Genomic DNA, 17,621 nt, shown 5'->3' on the forward strand with positions numbered 1-17,621 from the left:
AGAAAATTAGACAGGTAGCGATATATGGAAAAGGAGGGATTGGAAAATCAACAACCACGCAGAATCTTACTGCGGGCTTAGTGGAGCAGGGTAAAAAAGTTATGGTTGTTGGTTGTGATCCGAAGGCGGATTCCACCAGATTATTATTAGGAGGATTAGCGCAGAGAACGGTATTAGATACCTTAAGAGTAGAAGGCGATGATGTAAATCTTGACGATATTATGAGAGAAGGCTTTGGTGGAACCAAATGTGTGGAATCTGGAGGACCGGAACCTGGTGTCGGATGTGCAGGACGAGGAATTATAACTTCAATCGGGCTATTGGAAAGCCTCGGCGCATATACGGAGGATTTAGATTATGTATTCTATGATGTATTAGGGGATGTTGTATGCGGAGGCTTTGCAATGCCAATTCGTGAGGGTAAAGCAAAGGAAATCTATATCGTAGCCAGTGGTGAGATGATGGCTCTATATGCGGCGAATAATATAGCGAAGGGAATACAGAAGTATGCACTAAAGGGTGGAGTTCGATTGGGTGGTATCATATGTAATAGCCGTAATGTGGATCGTGAGATAGAATTACTTCGTGCATTTGCAAAGGAGCTTGGTACAAAACTAATTCATTTTATTCCAAGGGATAATGTAGTACAAAGAGCTGAAATTAATAGAAAGACAGTCATCGATTATGATCCATCTGCAATACAGGCTGACGAATATCGCCAGTTAGCGAAAAACATTGAAGAGAATCAAGACTTTGTTATTCCAACACCGATGAATCAAGATCGTCTTGAGGAAATACTGGTGAAATTCGGATTATTTGATGGTGTTGTTGCGGATTATAAAATTTAATCGTATGCTTATCTGACAGCTCACCTACAGGGTCTCTTCTTTATTAATAAATTCATCTTTTCTTTTTAAAAAGTATTGACATAGTAGTTTAATGGATATAAAATATATAAAACATATAAGTAAACTATGATATTGAATGGATGAAAGTTAAATAACGAAAGAGAAAGAGGGAGTGGCATATGGTAAGTATATTTTATAAAAAATCGAATTCTTATGCAAATACTCTGATAGAGAGCGTTTCGCAAGGAAATCTTACAAAAACGGCTGAACCGCGTCAGGCAAAGAAGTCAGTAATACTATCGAATATCAATCAACTGGTATATATCTTACGTGGATTTATCGCTCAGGTAATGACTTTGACGGATAAAACGATTAATTACACAACTGCGCTAAAGAACGATGCGGAGGATATCAAACAGTCCAGTAAGGAGAATTCCATTCAAATTGCCATCATCTCAAATGACATGGATATGATGACGGAGACGGCGAAAGAAACAAAGGATTACTCAGAAGAAATTATTGATTTAGCGCAAAAGATTGCAGTAAAATCCGAAACAATCAAGAATATGCAATATCGGAATCTGAATACCGTAACATCGGAGTACGAAAAATTGGATCATCTGATCAATAGCATTCAAAAAACCGCTAATTCCAATATTCAGACAAATAAAAAAATTAAAAATCTAGAAGATAAAATGCAATTGATCCAAAACATTGCAGAGCAGGTGAATTCCATCAGTGCAAGTACAAATCTGCTATCCCTGAATGCATCAATTGAAGCTGCAAGGGCGGGAGAATACGGCCGAGGTTTTTCGGTTGTTGCAGAAGAAATTCGAAAGCTTGCGGAATATTCTGCACAACAATCCAGCCAGATTAAAGGAATTATTGATGGAATTAATGAAGAAATATTCAGCATCACCTCGAATATTGAGAATGAAATAGATGAAATTAATGATTACATCACCACATCGAAAAATACAAAGGAGCAACTGAATGAACTGAAATCAGAAACAAAACATTCCTTCGATGAATTTTTAGAAATTGACCGACATATTGAAAATCAAGTTGATAAAGTGAATAAAATCGGAGATTCCATAACAGAGATTCATCAAACCCTGAGAGATATCAGTGATGCTACAACTCAGATTGCTGTATCCTCCGATCATCAATATAAAATAACAGAAAACTCCTTTGAGAAAATATCTAATCTGACTCAAATGAATGAGGATATCCAATTGTATCTTGATTCTTTTATCAAGAATTACAAAATAGATGTAGAGACTCAAAAATATATCGATAATAGTATCAATACATTGAAGGAAATTGCTCAACTACAAGATCTGAAAAAAATGGAATATGAAATTGCTACGCCGGTTTTAAAGAAAATGATTGAGAAATTCTCTTACTTTGAACTACTTGCCTTGATGCAAAAAGATGGACTTAGAAAATCGATAACGCTTGATTACACAGAGGAACAGGTGTATGTAAACTTTTCGCATCGTCCATATTTCAAAGAAGCAATTAATGGTAAGGAGTTTATATCAAAACCCTATATATCTGTAGATACCAATAATTACTGTATTGCTATGGCAGTTCCGATTCATTCAAATCGGGGTGAAATCATAGGAATACTAATGGCAGATCTAAAATTATAAAACGAATCATTAATTGAGATTATAATAAAACGGGGAGGCTTGTTTAGCAGGCTTCTCCGTTTTAAATTTATCTTCTTTTTCTGCTAATTGTAGCGGCTAAATAAACATCTAATAGATAATATATAATTCTGCTTTTAAAATGTAATTTCATCTTGTTATTTTTTTAACCTTATGCTAGTATGAACTCAATTGGAACAAATTGATAGAAATGTAATGAATTGTTATGAATTGTACCGGTTTTATATAAGTATCAGACAAATCGAGGAATAGCAAGATAATTATAATGATTTGAATGGTTCGTTGATGCGATAGGAGGAAGCAGTATGGAGAATGATCTACTTAATGCAAAGGATGTCGCTGAAATACTAAAAATCTCAAGAAATACGGTTTATGAATTGATTAAGCGTGGAGAGTTGAACTCTTCCAAGGTAGGTAAGCAGGTTAGGGTGTCTAGAAGTGAAGTGAATGCTTATCTTAATGGCGTACCAGGAGGTGCCACAGTATCACCCAGAGAAATGTCAACGATATCTTCTTACGGTAAGATGCCCAAGAAACAGAATACGTATCAGGTAACGGATGAGAATGTAAGAGGAAATGAATTCATCATCTGCGGACAGGATGTATCCCTGGATTTGCTTGCAAATCATCTGGGGGGATATTCGGAATCACTCCATATCTATCGTTCTTACCTAGCGAGTTATAATGGAATTTATGCGCTATATCAGGGACGTGTTAATATCGCAACAGCACATCTGTGGGATGGTGAATTAGATGAATATAACGTATCCTATGTAAAGAAGATGATGCCGGGTATACCTGCTCTAATAATTCGTATTGGCAAGCGTAGACACGGCTTCTATGTACAAAAGAATAATCCTAAGGGAATTACCGGTTGGGCTGATTTGAAGAGAATGGATATATCAATTGTAAATAGAGAAAGAGGCAGCGGCACAAGAGTTTTATTGGATGAGAAATTAAGATTAATGGGAGTAATTGGTGATTATATAGAGGGATATCATCACGAATGCAAGTCTCATCTGGCGGTGGCAAGTTTGGTATCCCATGGAGAAGCCGATATTGGGATTGGTAGCGAAACCGGTTTGATGAACGTGAATGGGATAGATTTTATTCCCCTGCAGACAGAAAGCTATGATGTGATTATGCGCTTAGCGGATGCGGATAAGCCGCCTTATAAAAAGATCATGGAGATTTTGGCATCGGAGGAATTTAAGATGGATCTACAAATACTTGGCTGCTATGATACAAGCGAAACAGGGAAAATTATATGGAGCTGAGCTGCTCCATGTTAAGAAATGTGATATGATTGAGAGCGAAAGGCTTTTCTATCAAATATATTCAGCAGTTAATTTGTGTGTTTTATGATTGTTGATTATGTATAAGATAGAGAGGTCTTTTTGTTTATATGGATTTTCAATTTACTATTATTGTCCTTGTGACAAACATAACAAATCGTAACAGAATGGAATAGGGGTATCGACATATTACATAAATGCCCGAATATAACCGAGGAAATTTAGGATATATTCACATTGACATATTATGGGTACGATATTATAGTATGCATATACTTAATGATGAATGTGACAAATGAGAAAAAATAAGGTTTAATTCAGATTTATGAGGAATAAATGTGACAAACATTAATTAACAAACTAGTTCGATAATTTAATAAAGTTTTCTGACATAGATGCTGGAATATCAGTAATTTTATGTAAAGAATAACAAGGAGGTTATTATATCCGTTCCTGCGGGTATAATGCCTCTTTTTATTATACTAATAATTCATTATAAGGAGGTAACAACAATGAGAAAGATAGCATTTTACGGTAAGGGTGGTATCGGTAAGTCCACTACACAACAGAACACAGCTGCTGCTATGGCACATTTTTATGATCAAAAGATCTTTATCCATGGATGTGACCCTAAGGCAGATTCAACCAGACTTATCTTAGGTGGAAAACCGCAAGAAACTCTGATGGATGTTCTTCGTGAGGAAGGTGCAGAGAAGGTAACCAATGAGAAGGTTATCAAGAATGGTTACCACGATATCCGTTGCGTTGAGTCCGGCGGCCCTGAACCGGGTGTTGGATGTGCAGGTAGAGGTGTTATCACAGCGATAGACCTAATGGAATCAAACGGTGCATATACGAATGATTTGGATTTTGTTTTCTATGATGTACTTGGCGATGTTGTTTGTGGTGGCTTTGCAATGCCAATCAGAGATGGCAAGGCTCAGGAAGTTTATATCGTTGCCTCCGGTGAGATGATGGCGATCTATGCAGCAAATAATATCTGTAAGGGACTTCTTAAGTATGCAAAACAAAGTGGTGTTCGCCTAGGTGGTATTATCTGTAATAGCCGTAAAGTTGACAGGGAGAGAGAATTCCTAGAAGAATTCACCGCTTCGATCGGTACACAGATGATTCATTTTGTGCCCAGAGATAACATCGTACAGAAGGCAGAATTTAATAAGAAAACGGTTGTTGAGTATGACGAAAGTCAAAATCAAGCAAAGGAATACGGTGAACTTGCAAATAAGATTATAAATAACACGAACTTTGTAATCCCTCAGCCACTTACGATGGATGAATTAGAGAAGATGGTTGTGAAGTACGGCATTGCAGATTAATTCGAAAGGAGCATATCATATGAAAATGATAAAAGCGATTGTACGGCCGGAAATTGCGGATACCATAGCGGATGCACTTGGTGAAGCCGGTTATAACTCAATGACAAAGCTCAATGCGTTCGGTAGAGGAAAGCAAAATGGTATTGTTGTCGGTTCCGTTCACTATGATGAGTTGCCAAAGACCATACTTATGTTGGTAGTGGAAGATGATTCTGTAAATGAAATTTTAAAGATTATCAAATACAAGGCATATACCGGAAATTTTGGTGATGGTAAAGTTTTCATCAGCCCGGTTGAGAGAGTTATGACAGTCAGAACCGGCGAAACAGGCCTGTAGTGTGAATTGAATAGCATAATTCGCACTTCCGAGTTTGTGCCTGCGAAATTCTCAGCACAAACTTATGCATTATCTTTAGTTATCGGAAAAGATCTCATTTGTAAATTTGAGCCTGTGGTATGAAGTTACAGAATTTGAAAGGTGTGGTTATTAAATGAAGGAGATAATTACAATTATTCGACCGAAGAAAGTGAATGCCACCAAGGAGGCACTGGTTAAGCTGGGTGTTCCGAGTATGACTGCAATCCCGGTACTGGGAAAAGGGAAACAAAAAGGCATTGACAGTGAAGTGAATATTGAATATCGCAAGGGAATATTGGAGCAGAACAAAAGTGGTGGAATGAAATACGTACCCAAGCGCTATTTATCCATTGTTGTGAGTGATGAACAGGAAGAGGCAGTTCTGGAAGCGATTATAAAGATCAATCAGACCGGTCAGATTGGTGATGGTAAGATATTTGTATGTCCAGTCGATGAGGCCCTTCGTATCAGAACCGACGAACAGGGTAATGAAGCAATCAGTTAATCCATTGCGATAGATTCGGTTGTGATTGAAGTATATTAAAGTTCAAATTTTATCGCTTCAGTTGTTTATTGATCAAAAATAAGCGATAAATTGTACATTAATATATTTCATAATAATTGTATATCGCAATTTTAGTATTATTTTTAAAGGAGGTAGAATATGCCATATCATTTATTTAAATGCAGTGAGTGTATACCGGAACGAGAAAAGCATGCTGTTGTAAAAGGCCCCGGTGAGACCTTGGCAGATGCATTACCCCTCGGGTATTTGAATACAATTCCCGGAACGATTTCTGAAAGAGGCTGTGCCTATTGTGGTGCAAAGCACGTTATCGGAACACCGATGAAAGATGTTATTCATATGAGCCATGGTCCGGTGGGATGTACCTATGACACCTGGCAGACCAAAAGATATATCAGTGATAATGATAATTTTCAGTTGAAGTACACTTTCGCAACAGATATGAAGGAATCACATATTGTATTTGGTGCAGAAAAAATCTTAAAGAAAAACATTATTGAAGCATTTAAAGCATTCCCTAATATAAATCGTATGACTATATATCAGACCTGTGCGTCCGCTTTAATCGGTGATGATATCAATGCGATAGCTGCTGAAGTGATGGAGGAGATGCCAGAGGTAGATATCTTTGTATGTAACTCTCCGGGCTTTGGAGGACCCAGTCAGTCAGGTGGTCATCATAAGATCAATATCGCTTGGATTAATCAAAAGGTAGGTACAGTAGAGCCCGAGATCACCAGTGATTACGTAATTAATTATGTAGGTGAATACAATATCCAAGGTGATCAGGAGGTTATGCAAGATTTCTTCAAGAGAATGGGAATCCAGGTGCTTTCCACCTTTACCGGTAACGGTACCTATGACGGACTTCGTTCCATGCATAAAGCACATCTGAATGTACTGGAGTGTGCAAGATCTGCTGAGTATATCTGCAATGAGTTGAGAGTAAGATATGGTATTCCCCGTCTGGATATTGACGGCTTTGGATTTGAACCGCTTTCCTCTTCGCTTCGCAAAATAGCGATGTTCTTTGGAATCGAAGACAGAGCAGAAGCAATCATTAAAGAGGAAGTGGAACGCTGGAAGCCTGAGCTTGACTGGTATAAGGAGCGATTAAAGGGCAAGAAGGTATGTCTGTGGCCGGGTGGTTCCAAGCTATGGCACTGGGCAAACTGTATTCATGAAGAAATGGGATTAGAAGTTGTATCGGTATACACAAAGTTCGGTCATCAGGGGGATATGGAAAAAGGTATCTCAAGATGTGAAGAAGGTGCGTTAGCAATTGATGATCCAAATGAATTAGAAGGACTGGAAGCGATGGAAGAACTGCAGCCGGATATCATCTTCACCGGTAAGAGACCTGGTGAGGTGGCGAAAAAGATTCGTGTTCCATACCTTAATGCTCATGCATATCATAATGGACCCTGGAAGGGTTTTGAAGGTTGGGTAAGATTTGCAAAGGATGTTTATAACGGAATCTTCTCTCCAATTCATGAATTATCACTACTTGATATCAGTAAAGATGAGATACCAACCGATGTCGGCTTTAAGACCCAGAGATTAATCTCCGATGTTAACCTGAGTGATGAAGTAAAGAACTCAACGGTGCTTCGAGAATATACCGGAGATTATGATGTATTGAAGAAGTTTAAAGATAGAGTATATCCGGAGTTTCCCAGAATGAATGATTCTGTTAAGGAAGTTTCAGCAATCTAGCGGAGGTGAATTGTTTTGGAAGATGCATTATTAAAAGAGCGAGTGGAGAAATTGCTTGATTATATTATGAAGAAATGCCTGTGGCAGTTTCATTCCCGTGCATGGGACAGAGAGAGACAGAATGCCAATATCATTGAAAAGACAACCCAGCTCCTATGCGATGAACCGGTGATAAATGACACTCCGGAAGAGCGTTGCTACTATGTTGATGCGGTTTATCTTGCAGAGAGCTATAAGAAAAAATTTCCGTGGGTATCTGAGATAGAAAAGGCTGATTTAAAAAAGGTGATGCAAGGATTAAAAGAGCGACTGGATTTCCTTCTCATTACCGGATCTTTGAACCTGGAACTAACTGACCCGCTTTATTAAAGGAGGTATCTATGAATTGTGATGTGAAAAATAAAGAACGTGCCGGTGTTATCAATCCCATATTCACATGCCAGCCTGCCGGTGTTCAGTTTGCGAGTATAGGAATTAAGGATTGTATTGGAATTGTACACGGTGGTCAAGGCTGTGTAATGTTTGTTCGGTTATTATTTTCCCAGCATTTTAAGGAAAGCTTTGAGCTTGCTTCCTCCTCTCTTCATGAGGATGGAGCGGTATTCGGGGCATTGAACAGAGTGGAAGAAGCGGTGGATGTTTTATTAATGAGATATCCGGATGTAAAGGTTGTACCGATTATCTCCACCTGCTCCACAGAGGTTATTGGTGATGATATTGACGGTGTGGTACGTAAGTTGAACAGTACGTTGCTAAAGGATAAATTCGCCGGACGTGAGGTTCATCTGATTCCGATACATTCTCCAAGCTTTGTGGGAAGCATGATAACCGGATATGATATCGCTGTAAAAGAATTTGTATCCTATTTTGCAAAGAAGAGTACTCCTTCCGAAAAGATTAATCTAATAACGGGATGGGTCAATCCTGGAGATGTTACGGAATTAAAGCATCTTCTATCGGTAATGGGAGTGGAGGCAAATGTTTTGTTTGAGATAGAACCTTTTGACTCACCGCTTATGCCGAGTGGTAATCATGTATCCCATGGTGATACAACGATCGAGGAACTTATCGATACAGCAAATGCAAAAGCAACATTTGCACTGAATGTGTATGAGGGTGGAAAGGCAGCCTCCTATCTTGAAGAGGAATTTGAGGTACCGGCAATTATTGGCCCAACCCCAATCGGTATCCGTAACACTGATGCTTTTCTTCAGAAAGTCAGTGAAGTAACCGGTAAGCCGATTCCGGAATCCTTAGTGGTAGAGAGAGGAATTGCACTGGATGCAATCACTGATGTGACACATATGTTCCTCGCAGATAAAAAGGTGGCAATCTACGGCGCACCAGATTTGGTAATCAGTCTGGCTCAATTTTGCTTGGATATGGAGATGAAGCCGGTTCTTTTGCTTCTTGGTGATGATAATTCAAAGTACAAGAATGATCCTCGACTGAAAGAATTTGAAGAAAAACTTGATTATGACATGGAAGTGATTGTGAATGCGGATCTATGGGAGTTAGAGAATCGTATCAAGAATGAAAGACTTGAGATTGACATGATTATGGGTCACTCAAAAGGAAGATTCATCTCTATCGATTATAATATTCCAATGGTCCGTGTCGGTTTCCCTGTATATGACAGAGCAGGTAAATACCGTCATCCTCTTGTAGGATATCGTGGAGCAATGCTTTTAGCTGAGGAGATAGCGAATACTTGGTTTGCAGATATGGAAGCAAAACATAACAGAGAGCCAATCTTGAATATGTGGTAATAAGGTTGAAAGAAATTCACTTTCAACCTCAAGAATTTGTGCCTGTGTCATCCTCGGCACAAATTCAGATGGGTAAAACAGACATTTCATAACTGATAGATGATTACGGTGAGGTGATGAAGCTTTGAATAATTATAAATCATTGAATAATCATAAAGTGAACAAACATGTATGCCAACATCCGTGTTTTAATAATTATGACTATCATAGTGCAATCATTCATTTACCCGTAGCTTCCCGGAATAATATTGAATATAAGGATTCATCCTTGAAAGGACATTGCCTAGGTACGAATCATGAGATTTCTGATCCGGTAGTACTATCTTCTTATGAGGCGTATGAACAGTTCGTAGAGGCAAAGAAAAGTATACCCATACTCTCGGTAGCAGCAATCGCAGGACCCGGTGAAACGTTAGCAGATTTTGACGTGGTTAAGGAAACTTTTAAGTTCATTCGTCAGACGAATCAGGATATCAACCTGTGCTTGTCTACGAATGGACTGATGCTTCCGGTTTATGCAAACCATCTGATATCGTTGGGCGTTAATTTTGTCACCGTTGTCGTCAATACAAACAGACCGGAAACTGGTGCAAAATTATATCATCATATCACATATATGGGGCGTAAATATTATGGTGAAGAAGGGGCTAATATCTTATTGCAGAACCAAATAAATGGAATGAGTTATCTTTCCTCCATGGGTATAGAAGTTCGAATGAATATCGGTGTTATAGAGGGAATAAATCATCATGAAATCAAGGATATGGTCAAACTGGCAAAGGAGTGTGGCTGTAAATTAACCAATATTATTCCACTGTCTTCCGGTAAAAATACGGACTTTAACGGAATGGAATCCTATAGTAACGACGAATTAAGTAGCCTGCGAAGGGAATGTGAGAATATAATGCCTCAATCCTATTACTGTAAACCTTGCAGTTCCGCTTCCGTTGAAACACTAAATACAAGACTTTCGATCAATTTTAATGATTTTACAAGGAATATAAATAAGGATCGAAAGTCTGTTTCTATTCATTATCGATTTGCAGTATGTTCAAAAAATGGAACCTTGACCGATCAGCATTTTGGCCATGCTACACGATTTTATATTTATGATTACAATGGGGAAAATGTTACCTTCATTGAAACCAGGACAATTGAGCAGTATTCTCATGTGACAAAGGAAGAGAAGGCAGCAGGGAGAATATATAAATTAATCAAGTATATTGAGGATTGCAATTGCGTTATATGTATGAGAATCGGAGTGTGTCCCTCCGATGCATTGAAAGAGAAAAATATTGAAGTCTATACAACCTATAATCTCATTGAAGACGGTATTAAGGAGGCAGTAAAACGTCTGTATTCCGGATTACCGATTGATCGATGATAGCATTAGAGCAATACCCTATGGGAAAAGTAGATTCATAAGGAGGATGTGACATTTCTATGAGAATACATTATCTGCAGCATGTACCATTTGAAAATCCGGGTACGATACTGGAATGGGCCACAGAGCGGGTCTATTCGGTCACCTGCACGAGGCTTTATGAGAACCAGGTACTTCCGAACCAGGAGGAGTTTGACTGGTTGGTCATTATGGGAGGTCCCATGAATATCTATGAGGAATCAAAATATCCCTGGTTGGTTCGGGAGAAGGAGTTCATAAAGGCTGCCATTGATAACGAAAAGGTAGTAATCGGGTTGTGCTTGGGAGGGCAGTTGATAGGGGACGTAATCGGGGGAAGAGTTATTCAAAATCCGGATAAGGAAATTGGTTGGTTTCCGGTAACCTTGACGGAAGCAGCTTTAGCCTTACCACAGTTTTCCGCATTTCCAATCAGTCCGGTTGTATTCGAGTGGCATGGAGATACCTTTGTGGATCTGCCTGAGGAGGCAGTATTGCTCGCAACGAATCAGGCCTGTAATAATCAAGCATTTGTATACCGGGATAGAGTGTTCGCATTTCAGTTTCATCTGGAGAATACACCACAGATTATTAATGATTTACTAGAAAATTGTTCTGATGAGATGATACCATCCCGGTATGTGTTAACACCGGAGGAGATACGATTGGGAAGCATTTATATCGAACAGGATAATGCTTTGATGAACAGCTTCCTGTGTGAACTGGAGCATTTGTTTGGCAAGATGGAGGGTTGATATGGAGCAAATTAGATATAAGCAAAGAATATGTACGGATGAAGCCAGGATAGAAGAGTTTTTATTAAAGTCAAGAACCGGTGTCATTGGGATCTCCGGTTCAAATTATCCGTATTGTGTACCGGTAAATTATATATGGAGAAATGGATCGATCTATTTTCATGGATTATCCTCAGGAAAAAAGATTGATTTATTAGCGAAATACCCTAAGGTGAGCTTTACCGTGTATGAAGAAGTCGGAACCGTGAAGGATCCGGTGGCCTGTCATGCCGATACCTCCTATATGAGTGTAATGGTGTACGGAAGTGCAGAAAAGGTGGAGGATTTTGAGGAAGGTGCATTGGTTTTGCAGGATATTGTGGAAAAATTCATGCCAGGCTTTTATAAGAGCAAAATATCTTCCGCGCTGGTTGAAAAATACCGATCCTCCCATGATAACAAGGGAGTAGCGGTGTATAAAATCATCCCGGAGGAGAGAACGGCAAAAGAAAATGTTGCAACGAAAGATGAGATGTTTCATGGTTAAAGAAATGAAAGGGGAGTGATTTTATGATTGCAATGGATCGATATCAATTAAAAGGAATAACAAGCTTTACTACTTATCCCTCAGGAGAGATGAAGGATTGCAAAATAGATGAATGTAATGAGATCACTGTGGGTTCTAAGATTTATATTCCCAGATATAAGGCGCCTGACGAACGAAGGAAAGATAATAAGACATTATCTTTTTATGAAAATGGGAATGTAAAAAGTATCGCACTAGAGGAAAGAACGAAGGTAGCAACATCCCTTGGAACCATGATGGTTGAAATGGTAACCTTTTATGAGGATGGTAGCATCGACAGTTTATTTCCTCTCAACGGTCAGCTTAGCTATGGTTGGAGTGTAGAGGATGAAGAAGCACTCCTTGAAGATATGAAGTTCGACCTTCCCATCGGGTATTTTATCAATAAAATAATTGGACTTCGTTTTTATCAAAGCGGTGTGCTAAAGAGCTTAATTCTATGGCCGCGAAAAACAGTTGAAATCGCTACTCCGATTGGGATTCAGACTGCCAGAATCGGATTTCGATTATATGAGGATGGAAGTCTAGAGTCTTTCGAACCAGCTTATCCAACTACAATCGAGACGAGAATTGGTATGGTCATCGCATTTGATCAAAATGCAGTAGGAATCGATGCGGATTTTAATTCTGTAAGATTTTATCCGGATGGAAGTCTGCAGTATGTCAGTACAAACAGTGATATTGTGGTTAATCGAATTTCTGAGCGAAACAGAACCATGATTTTTCAACAGCTTAGGTTGGATATGGTTTCGGATGAAATGGTGAAGTTACCGATTGTTATTCGCTTTCATGGCGATGAGGTTACGATTGATAATGGTGCTGAAGTATATAATTTTACGATTGAAGACTATAATTTTTTGTTTCTTTACGATGGTAGCTATCAGCAGAAAAAATGCAGCCCGGGAAGCGATTGCTCTGACTGTGGAGCATCCTGTATGTAACGATTATTACAAATAACCATCGAATTAGGAGGGAGATATGGAAATAGCTGTATTGGTTAATTCGGATGGGAATACCTCCGGATTTGATAAGGATGGATCCATTCGGATTTACGCTAAAGTAAACTGTGAATGGGTTATCATTCGGGATATGGATTATAAACTAGAGCAGATTGCAGATTCTGTAGCGCTTCATAAAAAGATTCGGGAAATCTGTGATTGGCTGGATCATTGTAAACTGATCGTGGTTAACCGTATTAGGGGGATTCATTATATCGCATTTGAAGAAAAACAGGTATCAATGCTAGAGATTACAGGGAAACCAGAAGGATTTTTAGATGATATTAAGGAGTGTGTTCAGCATCAACGAACCGGTAAAGAGGTTCCAATGGAACCGAAAGCAATCTTTGAACTGCAGACCGGAATCTACCATACCGATCTTCGCGAGGTGATGAGTGGAAACACCTCCTATAATTCCAAGCAGATATTGATGCCTTTTCTAAAAAAACATGACTATACCCAGCTGGAGATTATCTGCGATCACGTACCAAAGTGGCTTGAAAAGGAGCAAAGTGACTTACAAATTCGGTTTTCTGTGGAAAATTATAAGGAATGTATGAAGGTGAAAATTTATCCGAACAAGGGTAAAATTTAATTATCACGCTGTCATCAGCTTTTTGTCTCTATATTGACATCCATAATAAAAGGAGTACAATAACCTTGAAAAAGAATCTTGGATTAAATGTTCCTTGATTCTAATGATATGTACGTTGTTCCGATTAGACAATGACCTCCTGTAATGGATAAAAGTATTACGTTTAATCGTAAAATAGAGGAAGATAATACTTAGAAATGTAAAAGTAGATAATGGTGAATTCTTATGTGGAAGATAAATGGAAGATCAAAATTATTAAAGATAATCCTTATTAGTGCTGTCTTAACAATCGTTGCAGTGAGCTCAGTGATTTTTGCAGATAATAACGAACAATTTTATCATAGAACTATCGGTAAGGTGGTTAAGATTACGGAAGATCCGAACAATTCGAAGTCTGATAATAAGAAGTTGTATCAACAGACTCTGAGTGTTCGGATTCTTAACGGTGTGAAAAAAGGTAGTATTCTCAGCATTGACAACTCCTACTCTATGGAGGGAGCATATGATTATCATTACCACATCGGAGATAAGATTTTTCTATCTCTTACTGACTCCACACAGAACACATCGGTGAAGATAACAGGTGTAAAAAGGGATTACTATCTCGTAATAACAGGTTGGATATTCCTTATATTTATCTTGCTGATTGGTAGGAAACGAGGACTTTTCGCTGCAATTAGCCTGTTTGCCAATATACTCATTTTTTATTATGCTTTGGATTTATACCGACAGGGAATGAACCTGGTATTTCTTTGTTCCATACTGGCAATCATTTTCACTGCATTTTCAATGATGATGGTTTTGGGGAGGAACAGAAAATCCTATGTGGCAATTCTATCGACTCTGCTGGCAACCCTTGTTACGATGCTAATTACTTATATCGTTTTATTCGCTACGAAGAAAAATGGATTACGCTTTGAAGAAATGCAATACATCACCAGACCGATTGAACCGATCTTTTTATCTGAGATTTTACTGGGATCGCTTGGTGCCATCATGGATATAGCGATTACAATAACTTCCTCATTGTATGAAATGAATCATGAACAGATGTCAGGAGCGGCGTTGGTCAGTTCCGGTAAGGAAATCGGACGAGATATCATGGGGAGTATGTGTAATGTATTGTTACTGGCCTATGTCAGTGGCTCCATCCCGATGATCCTATTATATAGCAAGAATGGCATGTCAATGTTTCATGCCTTCTATGCAAACTTATCACTGGAGATGGCGCGGGCGCTGACCGGGAGCATCGGAATCGTACTATCGATCCCAATCTCAATTTATACGACTCTTTTTTTCTTGAACAAGAGGATTAAACCTAATGGTGAGAGAAATAGGGATGAAATACATAATCTGAATAAATAGAAAATAAGTGTGAGTTATTGAAAGCATAATTCACATCACCAAGTTTGTGCTTACGAAATCTTTGGTATAAACGAATGCAAAGAACAGTCACTAGGGGGAAATATGAATATAATTGTTGTGTTGGCATTCCTGTTGTTTTTTTTAATGGAGGAAATTGGAGGGAGACAAGGGGTAAAATCCTTCTTCTCCATGATCTTCAATGTTGCAATCCTATATCTTGCAATTGTATTAATGGCGCATCACTATAGTCCGTTTCTTGTTACGATCGTATCAGGAATTGTGATTAGCTGTGTGCTGTTATTTTTTAATAATAATGTTAATAAGAAAACAATCGCTGCCTTTCTCTCCGTTCTAATTACATTGATTTTCTTAATTGTGCTTGTAGAAAAAGTCGGAGAGCTTGCAAAGATTCAGGGCTTTGGCGAGGAAGAATTTGATGAGATCAGTACCTACTCACTTTATATCGGCATCAACTTTACCAAACTGTTAGGATGTACGATGATCATGGGGTTATTAGGTGCTGTAATTGACGTGGCAGTTTCCGTATCCTCCGCTATGAATGAATTCTACCGAAATAACAACGCATTGACCAAGAAAGAATTATTCGCAATGGGGATGAATGTAGGAAGAGACATCCTCGGAACCATGACAAATACCATCTATTTTGCTTTCCTTGGTGGATATCTTGCCCTGATTATCTGGTTTAAGGATTTATCCTATTCCTTTGGTGTTATTATGAACTCTAAGGTATTCTGTGCTGAAATTATTCAGGTATTTTGCAGCAGCCTCGGTGCCACTATAATCATACCAATCACGGCAGTAGTCAGCACTTATTTCATAATGCATGATAAGGATGATGTGAAATCATTATCATAGTGTTTTTTCAAACTCTGTTAAATAAATATTTTTATCGATTTCTATATCATTTATTTTTAAATACGCATTTTTTAAATATAAATTAACAGCAGGCAGATTTTCCTTTCCGGTACAAACAATTACTTTATCGATATCACAATTAATTTTTTCAACAAAGTGAATCAATGCATCTGAGATCCCTCTTCTGAAAAAACGGGGATGTATTGCAACCCTATGTATATCTAAAACACGATCTATAATTTTGAATGTGATGATACCTGCTAACGAATTGTCTATATAGTATCCATAAAAATTTTCATCACATACCTTTAAACTTTCTACAGTATCCTTTAATGGAGGTATATCATAAAAACCAATTAACTCAGCTTCGATTTTATATGAGGCTAATTGAACCTCTAAAACACATTTCACTATATTGATATCCTTCAAGTCAAGCTTTTTAATCATTTATAAATCTCCTTTTGGTAATAATCAGATTATATTTAATATCATTTCATACAGTGATTTTAACATGTCTTAATTCTACATTCAAAATATTACACTGTCTATATTTATATATTATTCAATAAAGTAAGCGATATTATGATTCTAAAGAAGAACAGTATATCCAGTCAATAAAATATGTAGAACAATATGCTATCCTTTTATAAACCGGTTTTTTCTATGCACATTTAAATTGATTTTATATTGAATTTAAATCAGACGCAGATGTATAATATTACCATGATTGCGGTTGAAAGCAAAATTTTAATCAAAACCGTTCACAATAGTGAGTTGTCAGACTTTAAAATATTAGGAGTGTATACTGAAATGAGTGATTATATATAATAACAGTTTTATATTATTCTGATAATAAACGAAAAACATCACAATACTTCGCAATAGAGTGGCTAATGCTTATTGAAATTTGACCTAAGATATAGATAGGAGGCTATCATTTGAGATTGATAATAGGTAATTATATTCTTGATATTAATGTAGAAGAAACCAAAGACTATTACATAAAAGAAAGGTATATTTCAGATGGATGTGACTGTGATGGTTGCCAGAACTACGAACGTGCTGCTGACCAGATGACTTCTGACATTAGTAATTTATTTGAGAAGCTGGGGATAGATATTAAAAAACCATCCGAAGTGTATGTAAATTATTCGGAAAATAATGTACTGTGTTATGGAGGATTTTATTATATTTGCGGCAAAATTACCAAAGGCGAGTCACCTTGGGTAATTACATCTAATACTGAAGATGCTATGGTAAGTCATTTAGCTGAGGAAAATATGATTGATATAGCAAATAATTATAAAGTTGCTTTTCATGAAGAGTGCTCTTTGTTAAACAAAAGCTTTCCAAGACCAATTATACAAATGGAAATTTTAGCACATATACCTTGGGTACTTACAAAACAAAATTCATTTGAAGACTAAAGTAAATGAACATATCCTAAAGATGATAAGCTTATATATTGAGAACCTAAAAAATTGGAAGATTACATCCCTCCTTCTATCATATTCATGGCCAATATTATTTATAAGAGAGCTTA

General features: G+C 37.6%; 18 protein-coding genes. 17 read left to right on the plus strand and 1 reads right to left on the minus strand.

Annotation, left to right across the window (positions count from 1 at the left end; translation table 11 throughout):
• Window positions 1–5 precede the first annotated feature (5 nt).
• The 16 genes from nifH (AC6IWN_RS02880) (at window position 6) to AC6IWN_RS02955 (ending at window position 16,078) form a co-directional block, all read left to right on the plus strand.
• Window positions 6–848, plus strand: coding sequence for a nitrogenase iron protein (gene nifH / locus AC6IWN_RS02880; RefSeq protein ID WP_497992159.1), 843 nt, complete (start codon window positions 6–8; stop codon window positions 846–848).
• A 179-nt stretch (window positions 849–1,027) separates the two neighbouring features.
• The gene (locus AC6IWN_RS02885) at window positions 1,028–2,503 is read left to right on the plus strand and encodes a methyl-accepting chemotaxis protein (RefSeq protein WP_497990869.1); all 1,476 of its coding nucleotides are present in this window, start codon (window positions 1,028–1,030) and stop codon (window positions 2,501–2,503) included.
• A 323-nt stretch (window positions 2,504–2,826) separates the two neighbouring features.
• Complete coding sequence (locus AC6IWN_RS02890; RefSeq protein WP_497990870.1) at window positions 2,827–3,798, plus strand: helix-turn-helix transcriptional regulator; 972 nt, start codon at window positions 2,827–2,829, stop codon at window positions 3,796–3,798.
• Window positions 3,799–4,328: 530 nt separating this feature from the next.
• Complete coding sequence (gene nifH / locus AC6IWN_RS02895; protein WP_497990871.1) at window positions 4,329–5,153, plus strand: nitrogenase iron protein; 825 nt, start codon at window positions 4,329–4,331, stop codon at window positions 5,151–5,153.
• Window positions 5,154–5,172: 19 nt separating this feature from the next.
• Window positions 5,173–5,490: a P-II family nitrogen regulator gene (locus tag AC6IWN_RS02900; protein ID WP_497990872.1), complete on the plus strand. Its 318-nt coding sequence runs from the start codon at window positions 5,173–5,175 to the stop codon at window positions 5,488–5,490.
• Between the two features lie 154 nt (window positions 5,491–5,644).
• The gene (locus tag AC6IWN_RS02905) at window positions 5,645–6,016 is read left to right on the plus strand and encodes a P-II family nitrogen regulator (protein WP_497990873.1); all 372 of its coding nucleotides are present in this window, start codon (window positions 5,645–5,647) and stop codon (window positions 6,014–6,016) included.
• Window positions 6,017–6,175: 159 nt separating this feature from the next.
• Window positions 6,176–7,753 carry a nitrogenase iron-iron protein, alpha chain gene (gene anfD, locus AC6IWN_RS02910; RefSeq protein WP_497990874.1) on the plus strand — a complete coding sequence of 526 codons (1,578 nt, stop codon included), beginning with the start codon at window positions 6,176–6,178 and terminating at the stop codon, window positions 7,751–7,753.
• Between the two features lie 15 nt (window positions 7,754–7,768).
• The gene (gene anfG, locus AC6IWN_RS02915) at window positions 7,769–8,122 is read left to right on the plus strand and encodes a Fe-only nitrogenase subunit delta (RefSeq protein WP_497990875.1); all 354 of its coding nucleotides are present in this window, start codon (window positions 7,769–7,771) and stop codon (window positions 8,120–8,122) included.
• Between the two features lie 11 nt (window positions 8,123–8,133).
• Window positions 8,134–9,522 carry a Fe-only nitrogenase subunit beta gene (anfK, locus tag AC6IWN_RS02920; RefSeq protein WP_497990876.1) on the plus strand — a complete coding sequence of 463 codons (1,389 nt, stop codon included), beginning with the start codon at window positions 8,134–8,136 and terminating at the stop codon, window positions 9,520–9,522.
• Window positions 9,523–9,646: 124 nt separating this feature from the next.
• A complete protein-coding gene (locus tag AC6IWN_RS02925; RefSeq protein WP_497990877.1) occupies window positions 9,647–10,906 on the plus strand; it encodes a NifB/NifX family molybdenum-iron cluster-binding protein in 1,260 nt (419 codons plus the stop codon).
• A gap of 59 nt (window positions 10,907–10,965) precedes the next feature.
• The gene (locus AC6IWN_RS02930; RefSeq protein ID WP_497990878.1) at window positions 10,966–11,679 is read left to right on the plus strand and encodes a type 1 glutamine amidotransferase; all 714 of its coding nucleotides are present in this window, start codon (window positions 10,966–10,968) and stop codon (window positions 11,677–11,679) included.
• Window position 11,680: 1 nt separating this feature from the next.
• A complete protein-coding gene (locus tag AC6IWN_RS02935; RefSeq protein ID WP_497990879.1) occupies window positions 11,681–12,205 on the plus strand; it encodes a pyridoxamine 5'-phosphate oxidase family protein in 525 nt (174 codons plus the stop codon).
• 23 nt (window positions 12,206–12,228) lie between these two features.
• Complete coding sequence (locus tag AC6IWN_RS02940) at window positions 12,229–13,185, plus strand: hypothetical protein (protein WP_497990880.1); 957 nt, start codon at window positions 12,229–12,231, stop codon at window positions 13,183–13,185.
• A gap of 37 nt (window positions 13,186–13,222) precedes the next feature.
• Window positions 13,223–13,837 carry a Fe-only nitrogenase accessory AnfO family protein gene (locus tag AC6IWN_RS02945; RefSeq protein WP_497990881.1) on the plus strand — a complete coding sequence of 205 codons (615 nt, stop codon included), beginning with the start codon at window positions 13,223–13,225 and terminating at the stop codon, window positions 13,835–13,837.
• Window positions 13,838–14,062: 225 nt separating this feature from the next.
• A complete protein-coding gene (locus AC6IWN_RS02950; RefSeq protein WP_497990882.1) occupies window positions 14,063–15,202 on the plus strand; it encodes a YibE/F family protein in 1,140 nt (379 codons plus the stop codon).
• A gap of 102 nt (window positions 15,203–15,304) precedes the next feature.
• On the plus strand, window positions 15,305–16,078 hold the full coding sequence (locus AC6IWN_RS02955; RefSeq protein ID WP_497990883.1) for a YibE/F family protein: 774 nt from the start codon (window positions 15,305–15,307) through the stop codon (window positions 16,076–16,078).
• Here AC6IWN_RS02955 and AC6IWN_RS02960 read toward each other — a convergent pair.
• A complete protein-coding gene (locus tag AC6IWN_RS02960) occupies window positions 16,073–16,525 on the minus strand; it encodes a GNAT family N-acetyltransferase (protein WP_497990884.1) in 453 nt (150 codons plus the stop codon). The genes AC6IWN_RS02955 and AC6IWN_RS02960 overlap by 6 nt on opposite strands.
• Before the next feature lie 491 nt (window positions 16,526–17,016).
• On the opposite strand from AC6IWN_RS02960, the gene AC6IWN_RS02965 reads away from it, so the two are divergent.
• On the plus strand, window positions 17,017–17,505 hold the full coding sequence (locus tag AC6IWN_RS02965; protein WP_497990885.1) for a hypothetical protein: 489 nt from the start codon (window positions 17,017–17,019) through the stop codon (window positions 17,503–17,505).
• The last annotated feature ends 116 nt before the right edge of the window (window positions 17,506–17,621 follow it).

The organism is Variimorphobacter sp. HTMS_6, from assembly GCF_059717775.1.

Coding starts and splice junctions, on each gene's coding strand:
- anfK (WP_497990876.1), top strand. CDS start 8,134: ATGAATTGTGATGTGAAAAATAAAGAACGTGCCGGTGTTATCAATCCC.
- nifH (WP_497990871.1), top strand. CDS start 4,329: ATGAGAAAGATAGCATTTTACGGTAAGGGTGGTATCGGTAAGTCCACT.
- AC6IWN_RS02935 (WP_497990879.1), top strand. CDS start 11,681: ATGGAGCAAATTAGATATAAGCAAAGAATATGTACGGATGAAGCCAGG.
- anfD (WP_497990874.1), top strand. CDS start 6,176: ATGCCATATCATTTATTTAAATGCAGTGAGTGTATACCGGAACGAGAA.
- AC6IWN_RS02955 (WP_497990883.1), top strand. CDS start 15,305: ATGAATATAATTGTTGTGTTGGCATTCCTGTTGTTTTTTTTAATGGAG.
- AC6IWN_RS02950 (WP_497990882.1), top strand. CDS start 14,063: ATGTGGAAGATAAATGGAAGATCAAAATTATTAAAGATAATCCTTATT.
- AC6IWN_RS02930 (WP_497990878.1), top strand. CDS start 10,966: ATGAGAATACATTATCTGCAGCATGTACCATTTGAAAATCCGGGTACG.
- AC6IWN_RS02900 (WP_497990872.1), top strand. CDS start 5,173: ATGAAAATGATAAAAGCGATTGTACGGCCGGAAATTGCGGATACCATA.
- AC6IWN_RS02905 (WP_497990873.1), top strand. CDS start 5,645: ATGAAGGAGATAATTACAATTATTCGACCGAAGAAAGTGAATGCCACC.
- AC6IWN_RS02940 (WP_497990880.1), top strand. CDS start 12,229: ATGATTGCAATGGATCGATATCAATTAAAAGGAATAACAAGCTTTACT.
- AC6IWN_RS02960 (WP_497990884.1), bottom strand. CDS start 16,525: ATGATTAAAAAGCTTGACTTGAAGGATATCAATATAGTGAAATGTGTT.
- AC6IWN_RS02890 (WP_497990870.1), top strand. CDS start 2,827: ATGGAGAATGATCTACTTAATGCAAAGGATGTCGCTGAAATACTAAAA.
- AC6IWN_RS02945 (WP_497990881.1), top strand. CDS start 13,223: ATGGAAATAGCTGTATTGGTTAATTCGGATGGGAATACCTCCGGATTT.
- AC6IWN_RS02885 (WP_497990869.1), top strand. CDS start 1,028: ATGGTAAGTATATTTTATAAAAAATCGAATTCTTATGCAAATACTCTG.